Genomic DNA, 17,420 nt, shown 5'->3' with positions numbered 1-17,420 from the left:
CCGGTAAAAGGCAGGACGTCCGCAGGGTCGGTCTCCGCGATGGAAACCAAATAAATAAGTGTTTTACGCAAAGATCGAAGCGGATTGAGCCATAAGCTCATTTCACTCCTCGTGTAATTGTTGAAAACAAATACACAAAGCCCTGCGGCAGTGCGTGACGGATAACGGCCTTACTGGACTGCCACCGTTTCAGGTGGTCAGGCGCTCGAAATCCGGCCCCCGGACCCGGAGACTAACCCGAACCCATAGGCACACCGTCCCCCGGTATCAGAGAAGAGGTCGACTCTCTCCTGTCCCATATCCGAAGGAACGAGTTTGAATATAAGGGGGTTGGGATAAGTGGGGATTATGTTTTTTATAAATGCGGGGTTAAGATTTATTGTCTGACAATGACTTCAAACTTTTCGCTAGCTCACCATTTTGAACAGCCTCATTAGTTATATATCCAATATTAAGTATTGAGACTTTTGGATGTGCATTTTGTTTGTTCCAACGAAGCACATTTCCTGCAGCATCTTTCATTTTATTTCTTTTAAATATTCTCGAATATATATTGGGGCCAATGCCTGTGTGTGACTCAAATATCACCTTGTCGTTGGGCTTGTGTTTCGGATCAATTGCGATGCTATCAGGATACAATCTATCAGTTCTGCTTTTTGGGTAGGGTTGAATATAGACGACACGATGAATCCCAGAAGCAACGATATGTTTCGCGCAGTTGTGGCAAGGAAATGTCGTGCAGTACAAAGTAGCAAATTTTGTCGCCTTTCCTAATCGTGCAGCATCAGTAAGAGCATTCATTTCAGCGTGCACAGCTCTGCCGAACTCAGTTATATCCATGAGTAATAGCTCTCTTAAATCTCCAGCTTTATTCTCAACATGCTTTTTAATTAATTCATCAACAAATTCGTCATTCAACATTTTGTCTAAGTTGATTTTATTATTTTCGTCCTTTAATTCCAGTTCGTTACCTACTATTTTGCTGATCTGTTTGACAGCATCTCTGGCAATATGCATTTTTATTTGAGCATTTGCATCATACCCAACAGCTGAGTCTCTTCCATCTTCTCCAGATGCATCGGTATCGTCTTGTAGATAGGTGCCTCCGGAAAATTTTGGGACTTCGTTACATCCAAGGGAAATGATCTCAAGCTTATCAGAAAATATAGCTGCTCCAACTTGCCTTGAGAGGTCCGTGGAGCGAAGCGCAGCAGAGAAAGCCATGTAAATACCGTATTCATCATTTGATGGAGATACTTCTGGGTTTCCAAAAAATACTTCTAAGAAATGCTTTACGGTTTTCTCTGCTGACTGCTTAGTGGTTGAGTTTACAATTACATCTCCTTCTGGAAAAGCTTCGCGAACTCTTTGTCCAAATTTATTTCCATCTTCATTTTCATCAATAATAATTAACTCAGAGGCTTTCGACGTATATGCATTTTGATTAATATCGTGATGACTTTCCGCTATCTTCTTAGATAAAAATTCCCGTCTTAATGAGGTGGGAGAGTAGCATGACAAGAGTACAAACTTGTCGTCATACGTGCTTCGTAAAATATCTATTTCTTCAGTTCGTTTGATTTGCCGGATTATATATGCAGTTGGCTTTTCTTTTAAGTTTTTTGATCTCACTGTAATAATTTGATTAATGGCCAGCTTTGCCATTACATCGTTACCTAATTTCGATCTAAGTTCGTTACATGCTTCGATTGATGTATTGTAACGCGTTTCTAATGATTGTTTATCAATCGGTTTAGTTATGAATTTTCGAACATTTGACTGAGAAAGGGCTTCGGTAACTTTTACAACCACTGGATTGTATCCGTAGTCTTCAAGTTCATCCTGCAGTACCTGTATAGCTGATTCGATATCAGTACCTATTTTGGCAACAATACCGAAGAAAAGTTCTGACTTGATTTGTGACTTTATCATAACAAACAGTATTCATATAGTTTTATAGTCGTGACTAGTGATTTCTTAATATGTATGTTGGAACTTAACAGTAGTGGAGGGACTAGATTGTTATGATTAATGAATTTGAGTTCGAAGGTGAGTGGCTATCAGAAGCTATTGAGACTTCAGAAAGACTTTTAGAAAGCCTACCAGACGAAGTGAAAAGACTTCTGCCAAGTAGTTAACCTATTGTAATAAAACAAAAAAATGCAGGCTTCGTGCCTGCTTTTTTATACCCCCAAACACCATCGCACGATCGCCTTCTGCGCGTGCAAGCGATTCTCCGCTTCATCCCAAACCACACTCTGCTCACCCTCCAACACCTCTGCCGTCATTTCCTGTCCGCGATAGGCGGGGAGGCAGTGTAGAAATGCGGCACCTTGTTTGGCTTTTCCGAGGATTGACGCGTCGATTTGGTAGGGGGTGAGGGCTTTGAGGCGCTCTGCTTTATCCGTATCGCCCATCGAGACCCAGCAATCCGTGATCAGGGCGTCTGCGCCGCTGGCGGCGTCCTGCGGGGAGAGGTCGGTGACGATCTTGCCTTGGCGGTCTTGTGCGGCTTGAATAATCGCGGGGTCGAGGCTGTAGCTGTCGGGGGAGCTGATCCGCAGCTCATAGCCAAAGGCGGGGGCGGCATTGACGAAACTGGCCAGCACATTATTCCCGTCGCCGATCCAGCTCAGCACCGCGCCGTTCAGTTTCGTGCCGCGTTCCTCAATCGTCATGAGGTCCGCCAGTATCTGGCAGGGGTGATTGAAATCCGACAACCCGTTAATGACGGGCACATCGGAATTTTCCGCGAAATCGGTGATCGTGCGATGCGCGTTAGAGCGGATCATGACCGCATCGACAAAGCGGGACAGCACGCGCGCCGTATCCGCCACGCTCTCCCCGCGGCCCAGCTGCATATCATTGGACGTCGCGGTAATGGACGTCCCGCCCAGCTGCCGCATGCCCATATCAAAGGAGAACCGCGTCCGGGTCGAGGATTTCTCGAAGATCATCGCGAGCGTGTGGCCGTTGAGCGACGGCCCCTCTCCATTAAGACCAGGGTCCGTTGCGCCTTTGGGTAGACCCGTGCGCGCGGCCTTCATCGCATGGGCTTGGTCCAGAATGCTTCTGAGGTCCGCGGCGGAAATATCGGCGAGCGAGAGAAAATGCGGCATGGTGTGAGGAGTCCCTAAAAAGACGAATTAGCCTATAGGCACGGTTTTGCCAAGTGGCGTCTAGCGCCGCTCCACCCGCATCAACATCGGCTTTTCGGGACGGGTTGTGATGCGCATGACGGGCCACGGCTCGGGCTGGCCGGGGGTCCAATTCAGGCGCAATTTGCGGAAGATCACGGCGATCATCACCGCCGCTTCCTGCATCGCGAAACGTTGCCCGATACAAACGCGGTGGCCGAGGCCGAAGGGGAGATAGGCGAAACGGTCAATGCTCGCGCGGGCCTCGGGCAGGAACCGCGTCGGCACGAACGCGTCCGGCTGCTCCCAATGCGCGCGGTGGCGGTGAAGCGACCAGAGATTGACGAGGATGCCCGCGCCTTTCGCAATCACTTTGCCCGCGACGGCATCGGCCTCCACCGCTTGGCGAGAGATCAACGGTGCGGGCGGGTAGAGGCGCATGGACTCCTCAAAACACGCCACGGCGAAGGGAATGTGTTTGATCCAATCCTCGGGCGGCAGGGACATGTCGAGCGTGTCCAGTTCCGCCTCCATCCGTGTGCGGGCCTCTGTGTCCTGGCTCAGGAGATAGGTCATCCAAGTCAGGGCGCGGGAGGTCGTCTCGTGCCCCGCCGCGATAAAAGTGACGAGCTGATCCTCGATCTGGTCATTGGAGAGCGGCTCCCCGTCCTCCGTTTCCGTCCGCAGCAGCAGGGTCAGGAAATCATCCGGCACATCTGCGCCCGCCTCTATCCGCGCCCGCCTGTCCTGCGCCAGCGCGAAGACCTGTCGGCGCAGACCTTTCACCGCGCCGCGCCCGCCCAGTTTTGTCAGGCGGGGCAACCATTTCGGGGCCATCAGAATATCCAGCGGGTCCGCTTTGCCCAGCGCCTCCATAAAGTCTGAGATATTGCGCAGGGCGGCATCGGATTGTCCGTCAATCTCGCCGGAAAATAATGTCTCAGACAGGACGCCATAGGCGAGTTTCAAGAAGCTCTCGCCGATATCGACCGTCTTATTTGCGGGGAAAACGTCGTCCAGCATGCGGTCTGTCACGCGCGCCATGGACGCTGCAAAATTCTTGGTATTGCGGGGCACAAAAACCGGGGCGAGGGCGCGGCGGGCGGATTTCCATTCGGGGCCTTCCGCCGACACCAAGCCGTCTTTCAAGACAGGTTTGAGGATCGTCTGCCGGATGGGATGCATTCGGTAATTCGCCGCATTGTCGATAAACATGTGCCGCAGTGCTTCGGCGGAGGTCACGACCATGATCTCTTGGCCCAAGCCGAAAGCTTGAACATCCTCCAATGTCATGGACACTTCCGTCGACGCCGTGACAGGGTTGCGGCTCATGGCGAAGAGCGAGTCCAAATTTTCCAGCAGACTCCAATCCTTCGGATGTCGCGGGGCCGGGATGGGGGCGGGCGGAACAAACGCCCCGTCTTCCCATTTCGCCGCGGGACGGAACTTGTAATCATGACGCGCCATAAGGCCTCCAATCGCAGAGACTTTGAGTGTGTGAAGCGCGACGGTCAATTCCGCAAATTCGCATAACGGGCTTGCGGGTGGAGACTAATGCGTATCTGTCAGGGGCATTTCAGTCGGCAGAAGATTAGCGCGTTCTGCTCGCTGGCCTTTCTTGCGAAAACGGCTCTGATATTCACGTCTTTGCTTCGTAACCTCGTATAAGACGATGCCTGAACTCGTTCCGAGGTTCAGGCTTTCAATCATACCAAACATTGGCACGGCGACGCACATTTCACAACGCTCAACGGCTTCTTCGCTAATACCCGACCCTTCACTGCCAAACCAAACGGCAAGTTTAGGATATTGTGTAAAGTCGCCTTCGTGAAGGTAAAGGCTCTCTTTGCCTTTCCGATGAGGTGACGTGACAATTGAGGTAAAGCCGTTTTTCTCCAAGTGATCCAAACAATCCGTTGTGCTGTCGAAACGTTTGACAAAGGTCCATTTGACAGCGGACACCGATGTAGACGCTAATTTCCTACGATCCCGCATGTCTTGCCAATCGTCTGGAAGCTTATGCGTTGGGTCTACAATATAGACTTTCTCAACGCCCATTGCATTCACGTTGCGAATAACTGTTCCAATGTTGAGAATATCCCTCGGACACTCCAGCACGGCAATCAAATGTTTGCACAAATAGGGCTTGATGGCGTCGGCACGCTTCCTAACACCGGGTTTTGACTTTTTTGTTTCTTCCTGATCCATACAGGCAACATAAAGCCGAGGCGCAAAGGTGCAAGCCGGGTTGAGCCGCCTTATCTGTGGACCGTCCCGCGCCCGCGCTTTCCATCTTCGCTCGCGCGGCCTATATCCCTCCCATGAGCGACGCCCCTTCTATGTTTGGTGACCAGGAATCTTATCAGGTTCTGGCGCGGAAATACCGGCCTTCCACCTTTGAGGATATGATCGGGCAGGACGCGATGGTCACGACGCTGAAAAATGCGTTCGAGGCGAACCGCGTGGCCCATGCCTTCATGCTGACGGGCGTGCGCGGCATCGGTAAGACGACGACGGCGCGACTTCTCGCGCGGGCACTCAATTATGAGACGAAAGACGTCAAAGGCCCGAGTGTCGATCTGTCCACGCGGGGTCAGCATTGCGAGCTTATCATGGCCAGCTCTCACATGGATGTGCTGGAAATGGATGCCGCGTCGCGAACGGGTGTCGAGAATATGCGTGAGCTGCTGGATGGTGTGCGCTACGCGCCTGCCACGGCGCGTTATAAAGTCTATATCATTGATGAGGTGCACATGCTCTCGGCGGGTGCGTTTAACGCGCTGTTGAAGACACTGGAAGAGCCGCCCGACCACGCGAAATTCATCTTTGCGACGACGGAAATTCGCAAAGTGCCGATTACGGTCCTGTCCCGGTGTCAGCGGTTTGATCTGCGCCGGGTCGAGGCTTCCGTCCTCTCGGATCACTTGCGCGGAATTTCCGACAAGGAAGACGTGAAAATCTCCGATGAAGGTCTCGCCATGATCGCCCGCGCGGCGGAAGGCTCTGTGCGGGACGGCTTGTCCTTGCTCGACCAAGCGATTGTGCAGGCGGGCTTGTCCGGCGATGAAGTCACGGGTGAACAAGTCCGCACGATGTTAGGTCTCGCCGACCGCGTCCGCATTCTCGACCTCTTTGCGATGGCCGCATCTGGTGACACAAAAGGTGCATTGCTGGAAATGCGCGCGCAATATGATGACGGCGCGGATCCGGCGGTCGTGATGCGCGACCTGCTGGATGTCTGTCACGAGGTCAGCCGCGCCAAGACGTTGGGCGACTTGGCTGAATTTGATATGGCGCCGGATCAGGCGACGCGGATGCGCGATCTATCTGCGACGCAATCCATCGGACAATTAACGCGCCTCTGGCAGGTCCTCAGTGCGGCCTATAATGATGTGCGCCAAGCGCCCGCACCCCTCGCCGCGGCGGAAATGGCGCTGTTGAAATTATCGCTGGCCGGGCAAATGCCGCCACCGGAACTCGCGGCTGCGATTATTGAACAGGCGCAGAAGATACAGGCCGATGGCGGGCCGGGCCTTCCGATTATGTCGCCCGTGGTTGGCGGCGGAACCGCGTCCACTTCCGTCTCTGGCTCCGGCGTGTCAACACAGGCTGTGGGATCAAGTGATGGCTCCGGCACGGTCGCGGCATTGGAAGCGCCCAAACCCGTCACGCCGCCTAAGCCCGCGTTGGAGCTTGGCAGCTTCGCAGAATTTGTCGACGCGTTACCCGCGACGAAAATCAAACTGAAATATGATCTGGAGCGCTATATCCGCCTCGTCAGTTTCAAACGCGGCGCGATAAAAATCAATATCACTGACCCGCGTCAGAACAGCTTGATCGGGAAAATCGTAGCAGAGCTGCAGGAGATGACGGGTGATCTCTGGATTGTCTCGCCTTCTGATGACGCGGGCGAACCGCCTCTGGCTGAGCAACGCAAAGCGAGCGTCGCCGCACAGAAGGAGAAGGATTTCTCCCATCCCGCCTTCCAACATCCAATGCTGAAAAATGCGAAACTTCTCGGGATTAAAGATCGTCCCACAAACGTCATCCACTCTGATTTCGACAAGGATAATTAGACATGAAAGACCTGATGGGCCTGATGAAACAGGCCAAAGATATGCAGAAAAATATGCAACTCGCGCAGGAACAGGTTGCGGATCTGACCGCGATTGGTCGTTCGGGCGGCGGCCTCGTGACTGTCACGCTGGCGGGTGGCGGCAATATGAAAGCGCTGGAAATAGACCCATCCCTGATGACGAGTGAAGATAAAGAAGTTGTCGAAGACCTCATCGTGGCGGCGTTCCAAGACGCCAAAGTCAAACTCGATCAGGCGCAGGCGGAAACGATGAAAGCCGCGATGGGGGATATCCAATTGCCGCCCGGCATGAAGATGCCGTTTTAATATGAACAGACGCGGCGCAATGGGGTTGGGAATAGCTGCGGGGCTTATTGCTTGCGTGCCAAAAACACCAAGAGGAGACAGCGTCATGACGGAAGACAGTCGCCGCGATCTCCTTTCCGGCTTCGCGCTAAATGTGGAAAGTTGGTATGCTGACCTGCCCTTCGAGGCGCGGTTTGATAAGGCGGCCGCAGACGGTTTTTCTCACGTCGAATTTTGGTTCATTGACAGTTGGGACCGTGACGCGGCGGAACTTGCCGGGCTCGCGAATGATGCGGGCGTGAAGGTTGCGCAGATTGTCGGTGATGCCCCCGAACTCGCACGGCCCAATGTCCAGGACAAATTTTTGGAAAATTGCAAACGCGCGGTCGAGAATGCGCGCATTCTCAATACAGATATTGTGACAGTTACAGGTCATCAGGATGTCGAGGGCATTTCAAAATCTGATAGCCTGAGCGCCTATCAGGACCATATGGCCGCCGCCGCGCCAATTTTCGAAGACGCCGAAGTCTTTGCCGCGATTGAGCCGTTTAACCCTTATGACCATCCTGGACATTTTATCTATGGCAGCGCCGAAGCGGTCGACATTGTCCGCGCCGTCAACTCGCCCTTCGTGAAATTGAATTGGGATCTGTTCCATATGCAACGGCATGAGGGCGAATTAATTGGCAATCTCAAACGGCACGCCGACACGATCTGTTATGTCCAACTTGCCGATACACCGGACCGGGGACAGCCCGGAACAGGTGATGTCAACTACGCCAATGTCATCCGGCAGGTCCGTTCGGGCGGTTATGACAAGCCGATCGGGCTGGAGTTCTGGGCGCAGGACGGCGATTACGCGCAGGCGATCACAGATATTCTGGCATTGGCGACAGAGTTAGACTGAAAATTTTGCTCCAGATATAGCTTTAATCCGGCGGCGATAATCTGCCTGACCAACCCAGCGCGTCTAAAAAACCCGCCTCATCTTTGGGGGAGATGAGGACCATTTTATTTGCGCCATATTTAATTTCTAATCTATCCAATGAAAAGGCGGGGCTGGACAGGGGGTTTCGACTTTTCCTGATGGATATAATCGAGTTTCGAGACATCTCGATTTTGAAAAGTCCGCCATGAATGATCAGGTCTGTTTCACGGATTTCATACCGGGTCGCCAGATAGAGCCAGATGATAAACCCCGCCATCGGCGCGAGGATCACGATGATAAGCCATAACGGCCCGCCCAGAAATATAAACAGAATGAGAGGGAGGAGGATCGAACCGCCCAGAACCGCGATCAGCCAGAGGTCGATTTTTGATCTATAGATATTCACGCGACTCTTCCTAACTTATCTTATATTTAGCTTATGGCGGGCGGCAGGGTGAAACTAGAGATATCTTGCTTTGTGCCGTCTTTCCGGGGCTTGCCTCTTCGTCAAAACATCGCAATGGTTACGGCATGATTATACGAAGCCTTATATCCTGTCTCGCGATATCTTTATTGACGCTACCCGCTCACGCCGCTGAGTCCAATGTCGGGGCGAACGCCGTTTTCGATTACGGGACGATCCACCATCCTGTCCTGTCCAAAGGCGGTATGGTCAGCACGCAGGAAGCGGTCGCGGCGCAGGTTGGGGCAGATATTCTCGGACGCGGCGGTAATGCCGTAGATGCGGCGGTGGCGACGGGCTTTGCGCTGGCCGTGACCCATCCGCAGGCGGGTAACCTCGGTGGTGGCGGGTTTATGCTCGTCCATATGGGGGAGACCGACGTGACCATTGCGATAGATTTCCGCGAAATGGCACCCTCCCGTGCCAGCCGCGATATGTATCTGAACCGCACGGGCGAGGTGGATAATGAGTTGGCGCAATTCAGCCGCGCCTCGGCCGGCGTCCCCGGAACCGTCATGGGTTTGCTGGACGCGTTAGAATCTTACGGCACGATGAGCCGTCGTCAGGTTATGGGTCCGGCCATACGGCTCGCCGCGGACGGGATAGAGGTCACACCTGCATTGGCGCAAAGCCTCGCCTCTGCACGGGAACAGTTCGAACTGGACGAAAGCTCCGTAGACTATTTTCTGGGTCATCAGGCGGGGGATATCTGGAAACAGCCGGACCTCGCCAGGACCCTCCGCCGGATTTTGCGTCAAGGGGCGGACGGATTTTATGCCGGTCCGACAGCGGAATTAATTGTAGCCGAAATGGCGCAGGGGCAGGGACGGGCTATGGGTCTGATTTCAGCAGATGACCTCGCCAATTACGAGACCGTCACGCGAGACCCCGTGCGCGGAACCTATCGCGGTTACGAGATTGCAGCCATGTCTCCGCCGTCCTCGGGCGGGGTGCATATTGTCCAGATGCTGAACATTCTGGAGGGTTATGACCTGCAGGCGGATGGCCATAATTCCGCTGCCTATTTGCATAAATTAATTGAATCGATGCGGCGGGCCTATGCGGACCGCTCCAAATATCTGGGTGATCCGGATTTCGTTGAAGTACCCGTCGCGGAACTGACCGATAAGGCTTATGCGGACCGATTGCGGGACACGATTGATTTGACGAAAGCCTCTCTCTCCTCGGATATTTTACCGGGGTCAGAGCTGATGCCCGAACCTGTCAACACCACCCATTATTCCGTCATGGATGCGGAGGGGAACGCGGTGTCTGTGACCTATACGCTCAACTTTTCCTATGGCTCCGGTTACTCCGTCGACGGGGCGGGGTTCCTGCTCAATAATGAAATGGATGATTTTTCGGCCAAGCCCGGCGCGCCCAATGGCTATGGATTAATTGGCGGGGAAGCCAATAAGATCGAACCGCGCAAGCGACCGCTTTCCTCCATGACACCGATGATGGTGATGAAAGACGGCGACGTCGTTCTGGCCACGGGCTCGCCCGGCGGGTCGACCATTATCACCTCGGTCCTGCAAGTCGCGCTGAATGTGATGGAGTGGGAGATGAACCTCGCGGAAGCCACACATCGCGGGCGCATCCATCATCAATGGCTGCCGGATATGGTCGCCACGGAACCGACGATTAATATCGACACGCTTCGCTTGCTGGAAGCGATGGGGCATAACCTGCCAAAGGACGAGACGGGCGGATTTGCGCAGACAGTTCTGGGGCGTGTGAACTCGGTGGGCATGGCGGGGGACGGTTATATCGCAGGCGCAGCCGACCCGCGCGGGCCGAAATCCGACGCGATTGGGAATTAACTACCTAGACGGGGCGTTTTTGAGAGCCTTCTGAACCGCATAGTAAAGCGGTTTGGGCTGATATTTGTCATCATATAATCCGGGACGTTTAATCACGCCGTCCTCGCGCGGCCACCATGTTCGCAGCCAACTATGATGATCCGCCATCCCCCAAGCGAGAATTTCGCTGACCTCTTTATAATCCAGCATCATGTCCAGAAAGGCGCCGCCATAATCAGCCATCATTTGATCGCGTGTTGCGATGTCTGCCGGAATGCGCGTGTCGTTCACGTCAAATTCGGATAAAATAAGGTCATACCCCATGCCGACAATCTCATCGACAAAATTCCGCCATTCACGGCGTTGCGGGTCCGGGTACGTATTTCGAACCGATCCATCCCCCGTACCGAGATGGGATTGAATCCCGAAGGCATCAATCGGCACATCGCGGCTGCGAAACCCTTCCAGCAATTTTAATATGCCCGTCCGGTGTTTCTCATTCCCCGGCTCCCAGATCATATAATCATTATAGACGAGTTGCGTGTCCGGCGCGACGGCGCGGGCTTTGCGGAACGCCCAGTCGACGACATCCGGTCCGAAAGTCTGTGTGAAGAGCGTTTCGCGCGGCAGGCCTGTTGCTGGATCAATGGTTTCATTCACGACATCCCAACTCTTAATTGTGCCCTGATAATGAGTCAGCATTGCGGTGAGATAGTCGTCGAGATAAGCCTCCATCGCTGCGCGGGGATTGTCTCCAAAATCCTTGTCTTTCATCCAGCCGGGCAGGAACTCATCGCGATTCCAGAGCAGGACATGACCACGCATCGCCATGTCATTGGCCTGTGCAAAATCGACAATCGCGTCACCGCGGTCAAATTGATACAGTCCTTCCTGTCCTTGGACGACATAAATCTTATGCTCATTCTCTGCGACAAGACTGCCGCAATCATGACGGATAATGTCGAGATAGCGCGGGTCTTTGAGGGCCCCGCTGCTGATGGCTGTCCCAAAACGTAGGCCTTTGGTTTTCGCAATCGCGTTCAGTCCTGGACCGGACAGAGTCGGGGCCTCTGATGTAACGGTTCCGCAGGCGGAGAGCAGCGCGGCACTTCCCCCTAAAGCAAGAGATCCAGCGAGAACTTGGCGACGGGTTGTGGACATGGGGCGCTCCAAAATATGAAAATCTAGGTCGACATAGGCAAAAAAGACAACGTTGTCATTATAGAAATTCTTCGGTGTATCAGAATACTGGAAAACCGTCCCGACAGACTCTATAGCCGACCTATGTCGAAATATTCCGTCAGCCCTGAAATCGACCGCTTGATCGGATTATTGGCGAAACTGCCGGGGTTGGGTCCGCGTTCCGCACGACGCGCCGCTCTGGCTCTGCTCAAGAAACCGGACGCGTTGATGAAACCGCTCTCTCTCGCGCTCGGGGAGGCGGCGGAGCGGATTACGGAATGCGGGACTTGTGGGAATGTCAACTCTGCAAACCCTTGCCATATCTGTGCTGCGCCGAACAGGGACAAGACGACGATCTGCGTTGTGCAGGATGTATCGGACCTCTGGGCGATGGAGCGCGCGGGCGCGTTTCGCGGGCAATATCATGTACTGGGTGGGACACTCTCTGCGCTGGACGGTGTCCGACCTGAGGACTTGAATATAGCCTCGCTCATCCGTCGTGCCGGAGGCGAGCAGGGCGATGTTGCGGAAGTCATTCTCGCCATGAATGCGACTGTGGACGGTCAAACGACGGCGCATTACATCACCGATCATCTGGAACGCACGGGCGTCACGATTTCCCGTCTCGCGCATGGTGTTCCTGTAGGAGGAGAATTGGATTATCTGGATGACGGCACGATAACAGCGGCCATGAAGAGCCGACGGCCCTTTTAACGGAGTGCGGGGCGCATGTTAAAACTCATTAAAAATTTCCAATACACACCGGCCAGTCTGGCTCTCATCGCGATGAATCTAATCCCGCTAATCGGGGTTTTCTTTTTCGGCTGGGATGCGGGAACAATTATCTTCCTCTATTGGCTGGAGAATGTGGTGATTGGTGTCTTGAACATTCCGAAGCTTCTGTCCTGCCGTGGGGTAACACCGCGTCCGGGCGAAGAGACAAAAGCTATGAGAGACAGGTCTCAATCCCGGGGTAATTATGAGGGCCATGTTAATGCCGGAAAACCCGCGCCATTGGCCGGCCTTATCTTTCTCGCCGTCTTCTTCTCCGTCCATTACGGCATTTTCTGCTACGGCCATTACATGTTCATCCAGAGCTCGTTTAAAGCTATGCCGAAATTTTCAGATCTCCCCACGGCCTTGGCGGGTGGGTTATTGCTCTGGTCGTTATTGGGTCTCGCTCTGAGTCATTTCATTTCCATGCTCGTGAATTTTTACGGGAAGAAAGAATATCAAACACGGTCCGCCAATGTGCAGATGTTCATGCCCTATACGCGGATTGTCGTGCTGCATGTCGTCATTATTTTTGGCGGATTTTTATCGCTCATCTTTAATGAAGGTCTCGGCACGCTTATCATGCTCGTCCTAATAAAAACCGTCGTGGACCTGTTCGCGCATCAAGTGGAACATTCCGATATTAAGAGCCTGATAAATCCGGGCGTGACGGATAAAGGTTAAATCTCTTCGAGAACAGACTGACCCTTGGAATGGCTGCCACAGGTCCATTGCCAATCCTCATGTAAGCGTAACCGTCCGCTGTCCAAGACTTCCGGCGTGGTCAGGCAAACCCCTGTGCGGAGTTGCCCCATCCGGTCCATATGGTGGTAGCGCATATCAAGCTTTCCGTCTGGTCGAACCTGTCCAATCAGATGGCCATACCTGACCTGTCCACCCGAATAAGTTGCCGTGACCATATCCCCGACCTGTTCATATTTGAAAATTGTATCTGTTGTCGTCTCAGATGATTTAGAAGATTTGATCGGTCTGAATAAGCGTCCACCATACCACATCAGTTCTCTCCATCCGAGACGAGCTTAAGTTGCGGGAGCTCTTCTTCAATTGAGTCGAATTCCACATTGCCAATCTTTGAGGCGCGAGACGTGATTTTCCGCGTGGAAATCCGAATATCGCCAATGTCCTGTTCGGCCTGCCCGAAATGTTTTTGCAGTTTCGCGACCCGTTCATCCAACCGTGCGACGTCCTCTGCCATTGTCGCGACTTCGCGTTTGATCAGTGCGGCATTTTTCTGAATATCCGCATCATTCATCACAGCCTGCATTGTGTGCAGCGTCGCCATGAAGGTCGTGGGCGAAACGATGACCACGCGCTGCGAAAACCCCTTATCAACCACGGTATCAAAGCGGGAATGAAGTTCCGCAAAAATCGCATCAGACGGGAGGAAGAGCAGCGCTAGTTCATAAGTCTCATCTTGAATTAAATATTTTCGCGAAATGTCCTTTATATGTTTCAACATATCATTGCGAAATGTGCGGTCGGCACTCTCCGCCTCAAAAGTATTTTCCGCCTCTACCAATTGCCGCCAGCTTTCCATCGGGAATTTACTGTCCACGGCGACGTCGCCATGTCCGTCCGGCATATGGATGAGGGCGTCGACGCGCGTATTATTTGACAGCGTATGTTGGAATGAGAACGCGCGCGCGGGCAGGAAAGCGCTGATCAGGTCCTGCATTTGCTTCTCGCCAAAGGCTCCCCGTGCCTGTTTATTGGACAGGACGGATTGTAGGCCGGAGACTTCGCCCGCCAGCGTCTTGATATTATTTTGCGCCGCATCGATCAGGCCGAGCCGCTCATTCAGCTTGGACAGGCTTTCGTGATTGCGGGTCTGAACCTGCGCCAGCGATTGCCCGACGCGGTCCGTTACATTGGCGAGACGTGTATCGAGGACCTCGGCAAAGTTCGCATCGCGCCGCTCGCTATCCTCGGCAAATTGCGCGAGGCGGCCTTGAAGGCGCGATTGCTCGCCGCGCATCTCGGCCAGATGTTTTTGCAATTCCCGCGCTTCAGAGGTCTGCCCGCGACGCATCACGGCCCATGTCAGGATGATCGCCACCAGCACCAATATCGCGGCCAGCAAAATTTCTGTCACGGTGATCGACGCACCGGAAAAGCGAAACACGGGTTCCATCTTTGTTCTCCCTTACGGCAGGGATGTGGCACGTTTTTTCGGTGTTGGGAAGGTGGGTCGTAGCTCTGCCCTGTGAGGAATGTCTTCGGGCCGCACAAGATTGCGAACAAGACCAACTTTCTCCAACGCTTTCAACACCCACCAGCCGGGATCGACTTGCCCGCGCATAAGGCCGAGTTTCGCACTTTCGGGGAAGGCGTGGTGATTATTGTGCCAGCACTCACCAAAGCTGATAAAGCCAAAGAGGGCGAGTGGGCCAGGCACATTATAGCCTTGGGTGGCATGTCCGTGGATATGCCAATCGCGCGGTCCGTGATTATGCGCGAACCAGCCGATCAGCCAATGGCCGGTAATGGAAATGATAATCCGCCCGCTCACGCCCCAAGCGACAAAACCCCATCCGCCGAGATAATAAAGCGCCAGTGCAATCGGGAGCTGCTGCAGCCAGACTGTCCGTTGCAACCAGATCATAACGGGGTCGCGCGTGAGCTTTTCCGGATAGACCATCTTGGGTCCATCCCGAAGACTCAGGGTCATATGCATTTGCCACAGCCAATCCCGTGCAATCGAGCTGTGTTGGGAAAAGAAGGGATGGCAATCGCTCTGACGCTGCGCCCAGTCGCGCATATCATGGGCGCGCATCATCGTGAAAGGCCCGCCTAATCCGACCAGCGTGCCGAGATAGACGCCAAACCGTTCCAGCCAGAGCGGGCAGTCAAAACTGTCATGGATGAGTTTGCGGTGCATACCCAGGCTATGTCCGCCGCAGAGAATGATGATGGAGAGCAGGAGAAAGGCGGCGACTGCACCCCAGCTGAAATAAAAACTGCCAAGAGTCAGCCAGATGAGGGTGTGAAAACAATACCACAACGATTTGGCCGGTGCCCACACCATGCGCCCCGTCAGGGCGTCATTCCCTCTTGCGAGGTCAATCCTGTCCGTAATATCACGCATCGTCGGCACCTTTTCCGATAACATGGGTCAGCAGATAATCCGCACTTTCGCGTATCGCCTTGCGCTGCATCGGGCCGAAATACCAGGCTGGGTCCAACTCGCGACGGTAGCGGATGGTCAGACTGACTTCCGTTGTGCCGTCAGTCTGTGGGACCATGTCGATCTGCGTGCCGTGCACGGTGAGGTAATGTGAGAAATAGCTCGTATCTTTCGTGACTTCCGTTTCGATTTTCAGCGGCTTGACGGTCTTCATACGCACCCAGGTTTCGCCCTTATGGACATTGGTGAAACCCCAACGCCGATAGGTGAAAAAGGCTTTATGGACCTCGCCTTGGGCAAAGCCGTTCGCTTCCACTTTTTCTGGCAGGGGGAAGAGGGAGAGAAACTTGCTGCGCTCACCCTCCATGTGAACGGGCTTGGCGAGATTGGCGTGTATCTGTTCCGACGTCAGGTTGAGGACCTGAGTTCGCGTGATGACTTCTTCGCGCGGGAAGCTGGTCTTATCCGTCATGCCTTCAATGGAAATAATCGCAATAATGACGGGTACGACGGAAACGCGAAACACGTCGCTGACGCGTTTCTCATCATAATTCGGATGAGACTGACCAAAGGCAAAGGTCAGACTCGCAAAGAAGAGATAGATCGGCGCGGCCATTAAGACGCAGAGAAATCCCTCAAACAGGATAGCCGAGCTCGCCAGCATGACGATAAGCGCCGCCAGCATATGCCGCGCAAACCGCTTGGGCTTGGACCACCCTTGCGGCTGCGGGATAAAAATATAGAGCACGACCCCGATGAGGTAGGGGATGAGGCAATAGAAGAGCGAGGTCTGCGCAAAGCGGGAATCGAGCCCCAGTCGCGTGAGCAGGGTAGCGGCCCCGATGATGAGGAGAAAACGAATCCAGACGGGTTTTGGTCCGCCGACTAATAGGTCTTTGAAAGTCATCTTTTCGCTCCCACATCATCCTGAAACCAAACGCGCTGATCCAACATTTTGCCGAACCATTTATGTTCCAGCCGGAGAGTGAAGACGAAGCAATCGTTTCCGACTTCTTCATGTCCGGCGCGGAGGACGGTTGGGCCCAGCCAGCGGGGGAGTTTCAGTCTGAGTTTTCCGATGTCCCAGAAAATATCTTCCGCGCGGAAGACAAGCTCGCGGTCCTCGACACAAGCGCGAAGGCTCATGCCGATGCCTTTGCCGATATGCTCTTCAATGCCCGTCGCGCCGGTAAAACGTTTCGCACTTTGGATGATTTGCGGAAAAGGTTTCCGGCTATCGCCCCGCGCATATTGGCGCATCCAGATTTGGCCACCATCTGGGGCCTCTGTCACAGTTACGATGGCGGCGGCCCCCGCGTTTTGTGTGTCCAGCGGCAGCGGCGCGCCGATGAAACGCAGCGCTTTGTTTAAAATCCGGCCCCAACGATTAACGTGATTATATTTGACGTGACCGCGATAGATGAGGGCTTCGCCAATCGCGACGCGGCGTCCAAATCGTTCCCGCACGGCGGGCGGCAGGGCTTTCCAGTCCGCATCGCTAAAGAGTTGCCGAAACCGGAGATCCCCGATGGGGGCTGGCGGTCGGGGCGGTTCCCAGTTTTCATTTTCAAATTTAAACGCGACCATTTTGCCGCTCCTCTATGTTCT

General features: G+C 53.8%; 17 protein-coding genes. 6 read left to right on the top strand and 11 right to left on the bottom strand.

Translation table 11 applies throughout. The features are described from left to right. Positions 1-369: 369 nt before the first annotated feature. The 4 genes from ACP9M6_RS01400 to ACP9M6_RS01385 all read right to left on the bottom strand — a co-directional run bounded on the left by ACP9M6_RS01400 (position 370) and on the right by ACP9M6_RS01385 (position 5,345). Positions 370-1,932 (bottom strand): anti-phage dCTP deaminase, encoded by a 1,563-nt coding sequence (locus ACP9M6_RS01400; protein WP_427452782.1) that lies wholly within the window; start codon positions 1,930-1,932, stop codon positions 370-372. 251 nt (positions 1,933-2,183) lie between these two features. Further along, positions 2,184-3,119 (bottom strand): ornithine carbamoyltransferase, encoded by a 936-nt coding sequence (argF, locus tag ACP9M6_RS01395; protein ID WP_427452780.1) that lies wholly within the window; start codon positions 3,117-3,119, stop codon positions 2,184-2,186. Positions 3,120-3,179: 60 nt separating this feature from the next. Continuing rightward, the gene (locus tag ACP9M6_RS01390; protein WP_427452778.1) at positions 3,180-4,652 is read right to left on the bottom strand and encodes a cytochrome P450; all 1,473 of its coding nucleotides are present in this window, start codon (positions 4,650-4,652) and stop codon (positions 3,180-3,182) included. 36 nt (positions 4,653-4,688) lie between these two features. After that, the gene (locus tag ACP9M6_RS01385) at positions 4,689-5,345 is read right to left on the bottom strand and encodes a TrmH family RNA methyltransferase (RefSeq protein ID WP_427452777.1); all 657 of its coding nucleotides are present in this window, start codon (positions 5,343-5,345) and stop codon (positions 4,689-4,691) included. Positions 5,346-5,458: 113 nt separating this feature from the next. On the opposite strand from ACP9M6_RS01385, the gene ACP9M6_RS01380 reads away from it, so the two are divergent. The 3 genes from ACP9M6_RS01380 to ACP9M6_RS01370 all read left to right on the top strand — a co-directional run bounded on the left by ACP9M6_RS01380 (position 5,459) and on the right by ACP9M6_RS01370 (position 8,425). Then, positions 5,459-7,213, top strand: a complete 1,755-nt coding sequence (locus ACP9M6_RS01380) for a DNA polymerase III subunit gamma/tau (RefSeq protein ID WP_427452775.1) — start codon at positions 5,459-5,461, stop codon at positions 7,211-7,213. A 2-nt stretch (positions 7,214-7,215) separates the two neighbouring features. Next, positions 7,216-7,539, top strand: coding sequence for a YbaB/EbfC family nucleoid-associated protein (locus ACP9M6_RS01375; RefSeq protein ID WP_427452774.1), 324 nt, complete (start codon positions 7,216-7,218; stop codon positions 7,537-7,539). An 85-nt stretch (positions 7,540-7,624) separates the two neighbouring features. After that, positions 7,625-8,425, top strand: coding sequence for a TIM barrel protein (locus ACP9M6_RS01370; RefSeq protein WP_427452772.1), 801 nt, complete (start codon positions 7,625-7,627; stop codon positions 8,423-8,425). A 22-nt stretch (positions 8,426-8,447) separates the two neighbouring features. On the opposite strand, the gene ACP9M6_RS01365 is transcribed toward ACP9M6_RS01370, so the two are convergent. Beyond that, positions 8,448-8,852: a PH domain-containing protein gene (locus tag ACP9M6_RS01365; RefSeq protein ID WP_427452771.1), complete on the bottom strand. Its 405-nt coding sequence runs from the start codon at positions 8,850-8,852 to the stop codon at positions 8,448-8,450. Positions 8,853-9,019: 167 nt separating this feature from the next. On the opposite strand from ACP9M6_RS01365, the gene ggt reads away from it, so the two are divergent. Continuing rightward, positions 9,020-10,732 carry a gamma-glutamyltransferase gene (ggt, locus tag ACP9M6_RS01360; protein WP_427452769.1) on the top strand — a complete coding sequence of 571 codons (1,713 nt, stop codon included), beginning with the start codon at positions 9,020-9,022 and terminating at the stop codon, positions 10,730-10,732. Here ggt and ACP9M6_RS01355 read toward each other — a convergent pair whose 3' ends face one another. Continuing rightward, a complete protein-coding gene (locus ACP9M6_RS01355; protein WP_427452767.1) occupies positions 10,733-11,872 on the bottom strand; it encodes an endo-1,4-beta-xylanase in 1,140 nt (379 codons plus the stop codon). 123 nt (positions 11,873-11,995) lie between these two features. On the opposite strand from ACP9M6_RS01355, the gene recR reads away from it, so the two are divergent. Next, entirely contained in the window at positions 11,996-12,607 is a 612-nt protein-coding gene (gene recR / locus ACP9M6_RS01350; RefSeq protein ID WP_427452765.1) for a recombination mediator RecR, read from the top strand. A 15-nt stretch (positions 12,608-12,622) separates the two neighbouring features. Next, positions 12,623-13,351, top strand: coding sequence for a DUF6498-containing protein (locus tag ACP9M6_RS01345; protein WP_427452764.1), 729 nt, complete (start codon positions 12,623-12,625; stop codon positions 13,349-13,351). On the opposite strand, the gene ACP9M6_RS01340 is transcribed toward ACP9M6_RS01345, so the two are convergent. From ACP9M6_RS01340 to ACP9M6_RS01320, 5 genes are read right to left on the bottom strand one after another with little or no spacing between them, the layout of a single operon-like run. After that, the gene (locus ACP9M6_RS01340) at positions 13,348-13,683 is read right to left on the bottom strand and encodes a n-acetylglutamate synthase (RefSeq protein WP_427452763.1); all 336 of its coding nucleotides are present in this window, start codon (positions 13,681-13,683) and stop codon (positions 13,348-13,350) included. The two genes, ACP9M6_RS01345 and ACP9M6_RS01340, sit on opposite strands and share 4 nt — an antisense overlap. Continuing rightward, complete coding sequence (locus ACP9M6_RS01335; protein ID WP_427452761.1) at positions 13,683-14,819, bottom strand: DNA recombination protein RmuC; 1,137 nt, start codon at positions 14,817-14,819, stop codon at positions 13,683-13,685. The genes ACP9M6_RS01340 and ACP9M6_RS01335 overlap by 1 nt, the downstream gene beginning before the upstream one ends. Before the next feature lie 12 nt (positions 14,820-14,831). Further along, positions 14,832-15,773: a fatty acid desaturase gene (locus ACP9M6_RS01330; RefSeq protein ID WP_427452760.1), complete on the bottom strand. Its 942-nt coding sequence runs from the start codon at positions 15,771-15,773 to the stop codon at positions 14,832-14,834. Beyond that, entirely contained in the window at positions 15,766-16,719 is a 954-nt protein-coding gene (locus ACP9M6_RS01325; RefSeq protein WP_427452758.1) for a hypothetical protein, read from the bottom strand. The genes ACP9M6_RS01330 and ACP9M6_RS01325 overlap by 8 nt, the downstream gene beginning before the upstream one ends. Next, positions 16,716-17,399 carry a DUF4166 domain-containing protein gene (locus ACP9M6_RS01320; protein ID WP_427452757.1) on the bottom strand — a complete coding sequence of 228 codons (684 nt, stop codon included), beginning with the start codon at positions 17,397-17,399 and terminating at the stop codon, positions 16,716-16,718. The genes ACP9M6_RS01325 and ACP9M6_RS01320 overlap by 4 nt, the downstream gene beginning before the upstream one ends. Between the last annotated feature and the right edge of the window lie 21 nt (positions 17,400-17,420).

Source organism: Litorimonas sp. WD9-15, assembly GCF_050271975.1.
Lineage (GTDB): Bacteria > Pseudomonadota > Alphaproteobacteria > Caulobacterales > Maricaulaceae > Litorimonas.
The sequence above is the reverse complement of the archived record's forward strand: the minus strand, read 5'-3'. Positions and strand labels throughout refer to the sequence as shown.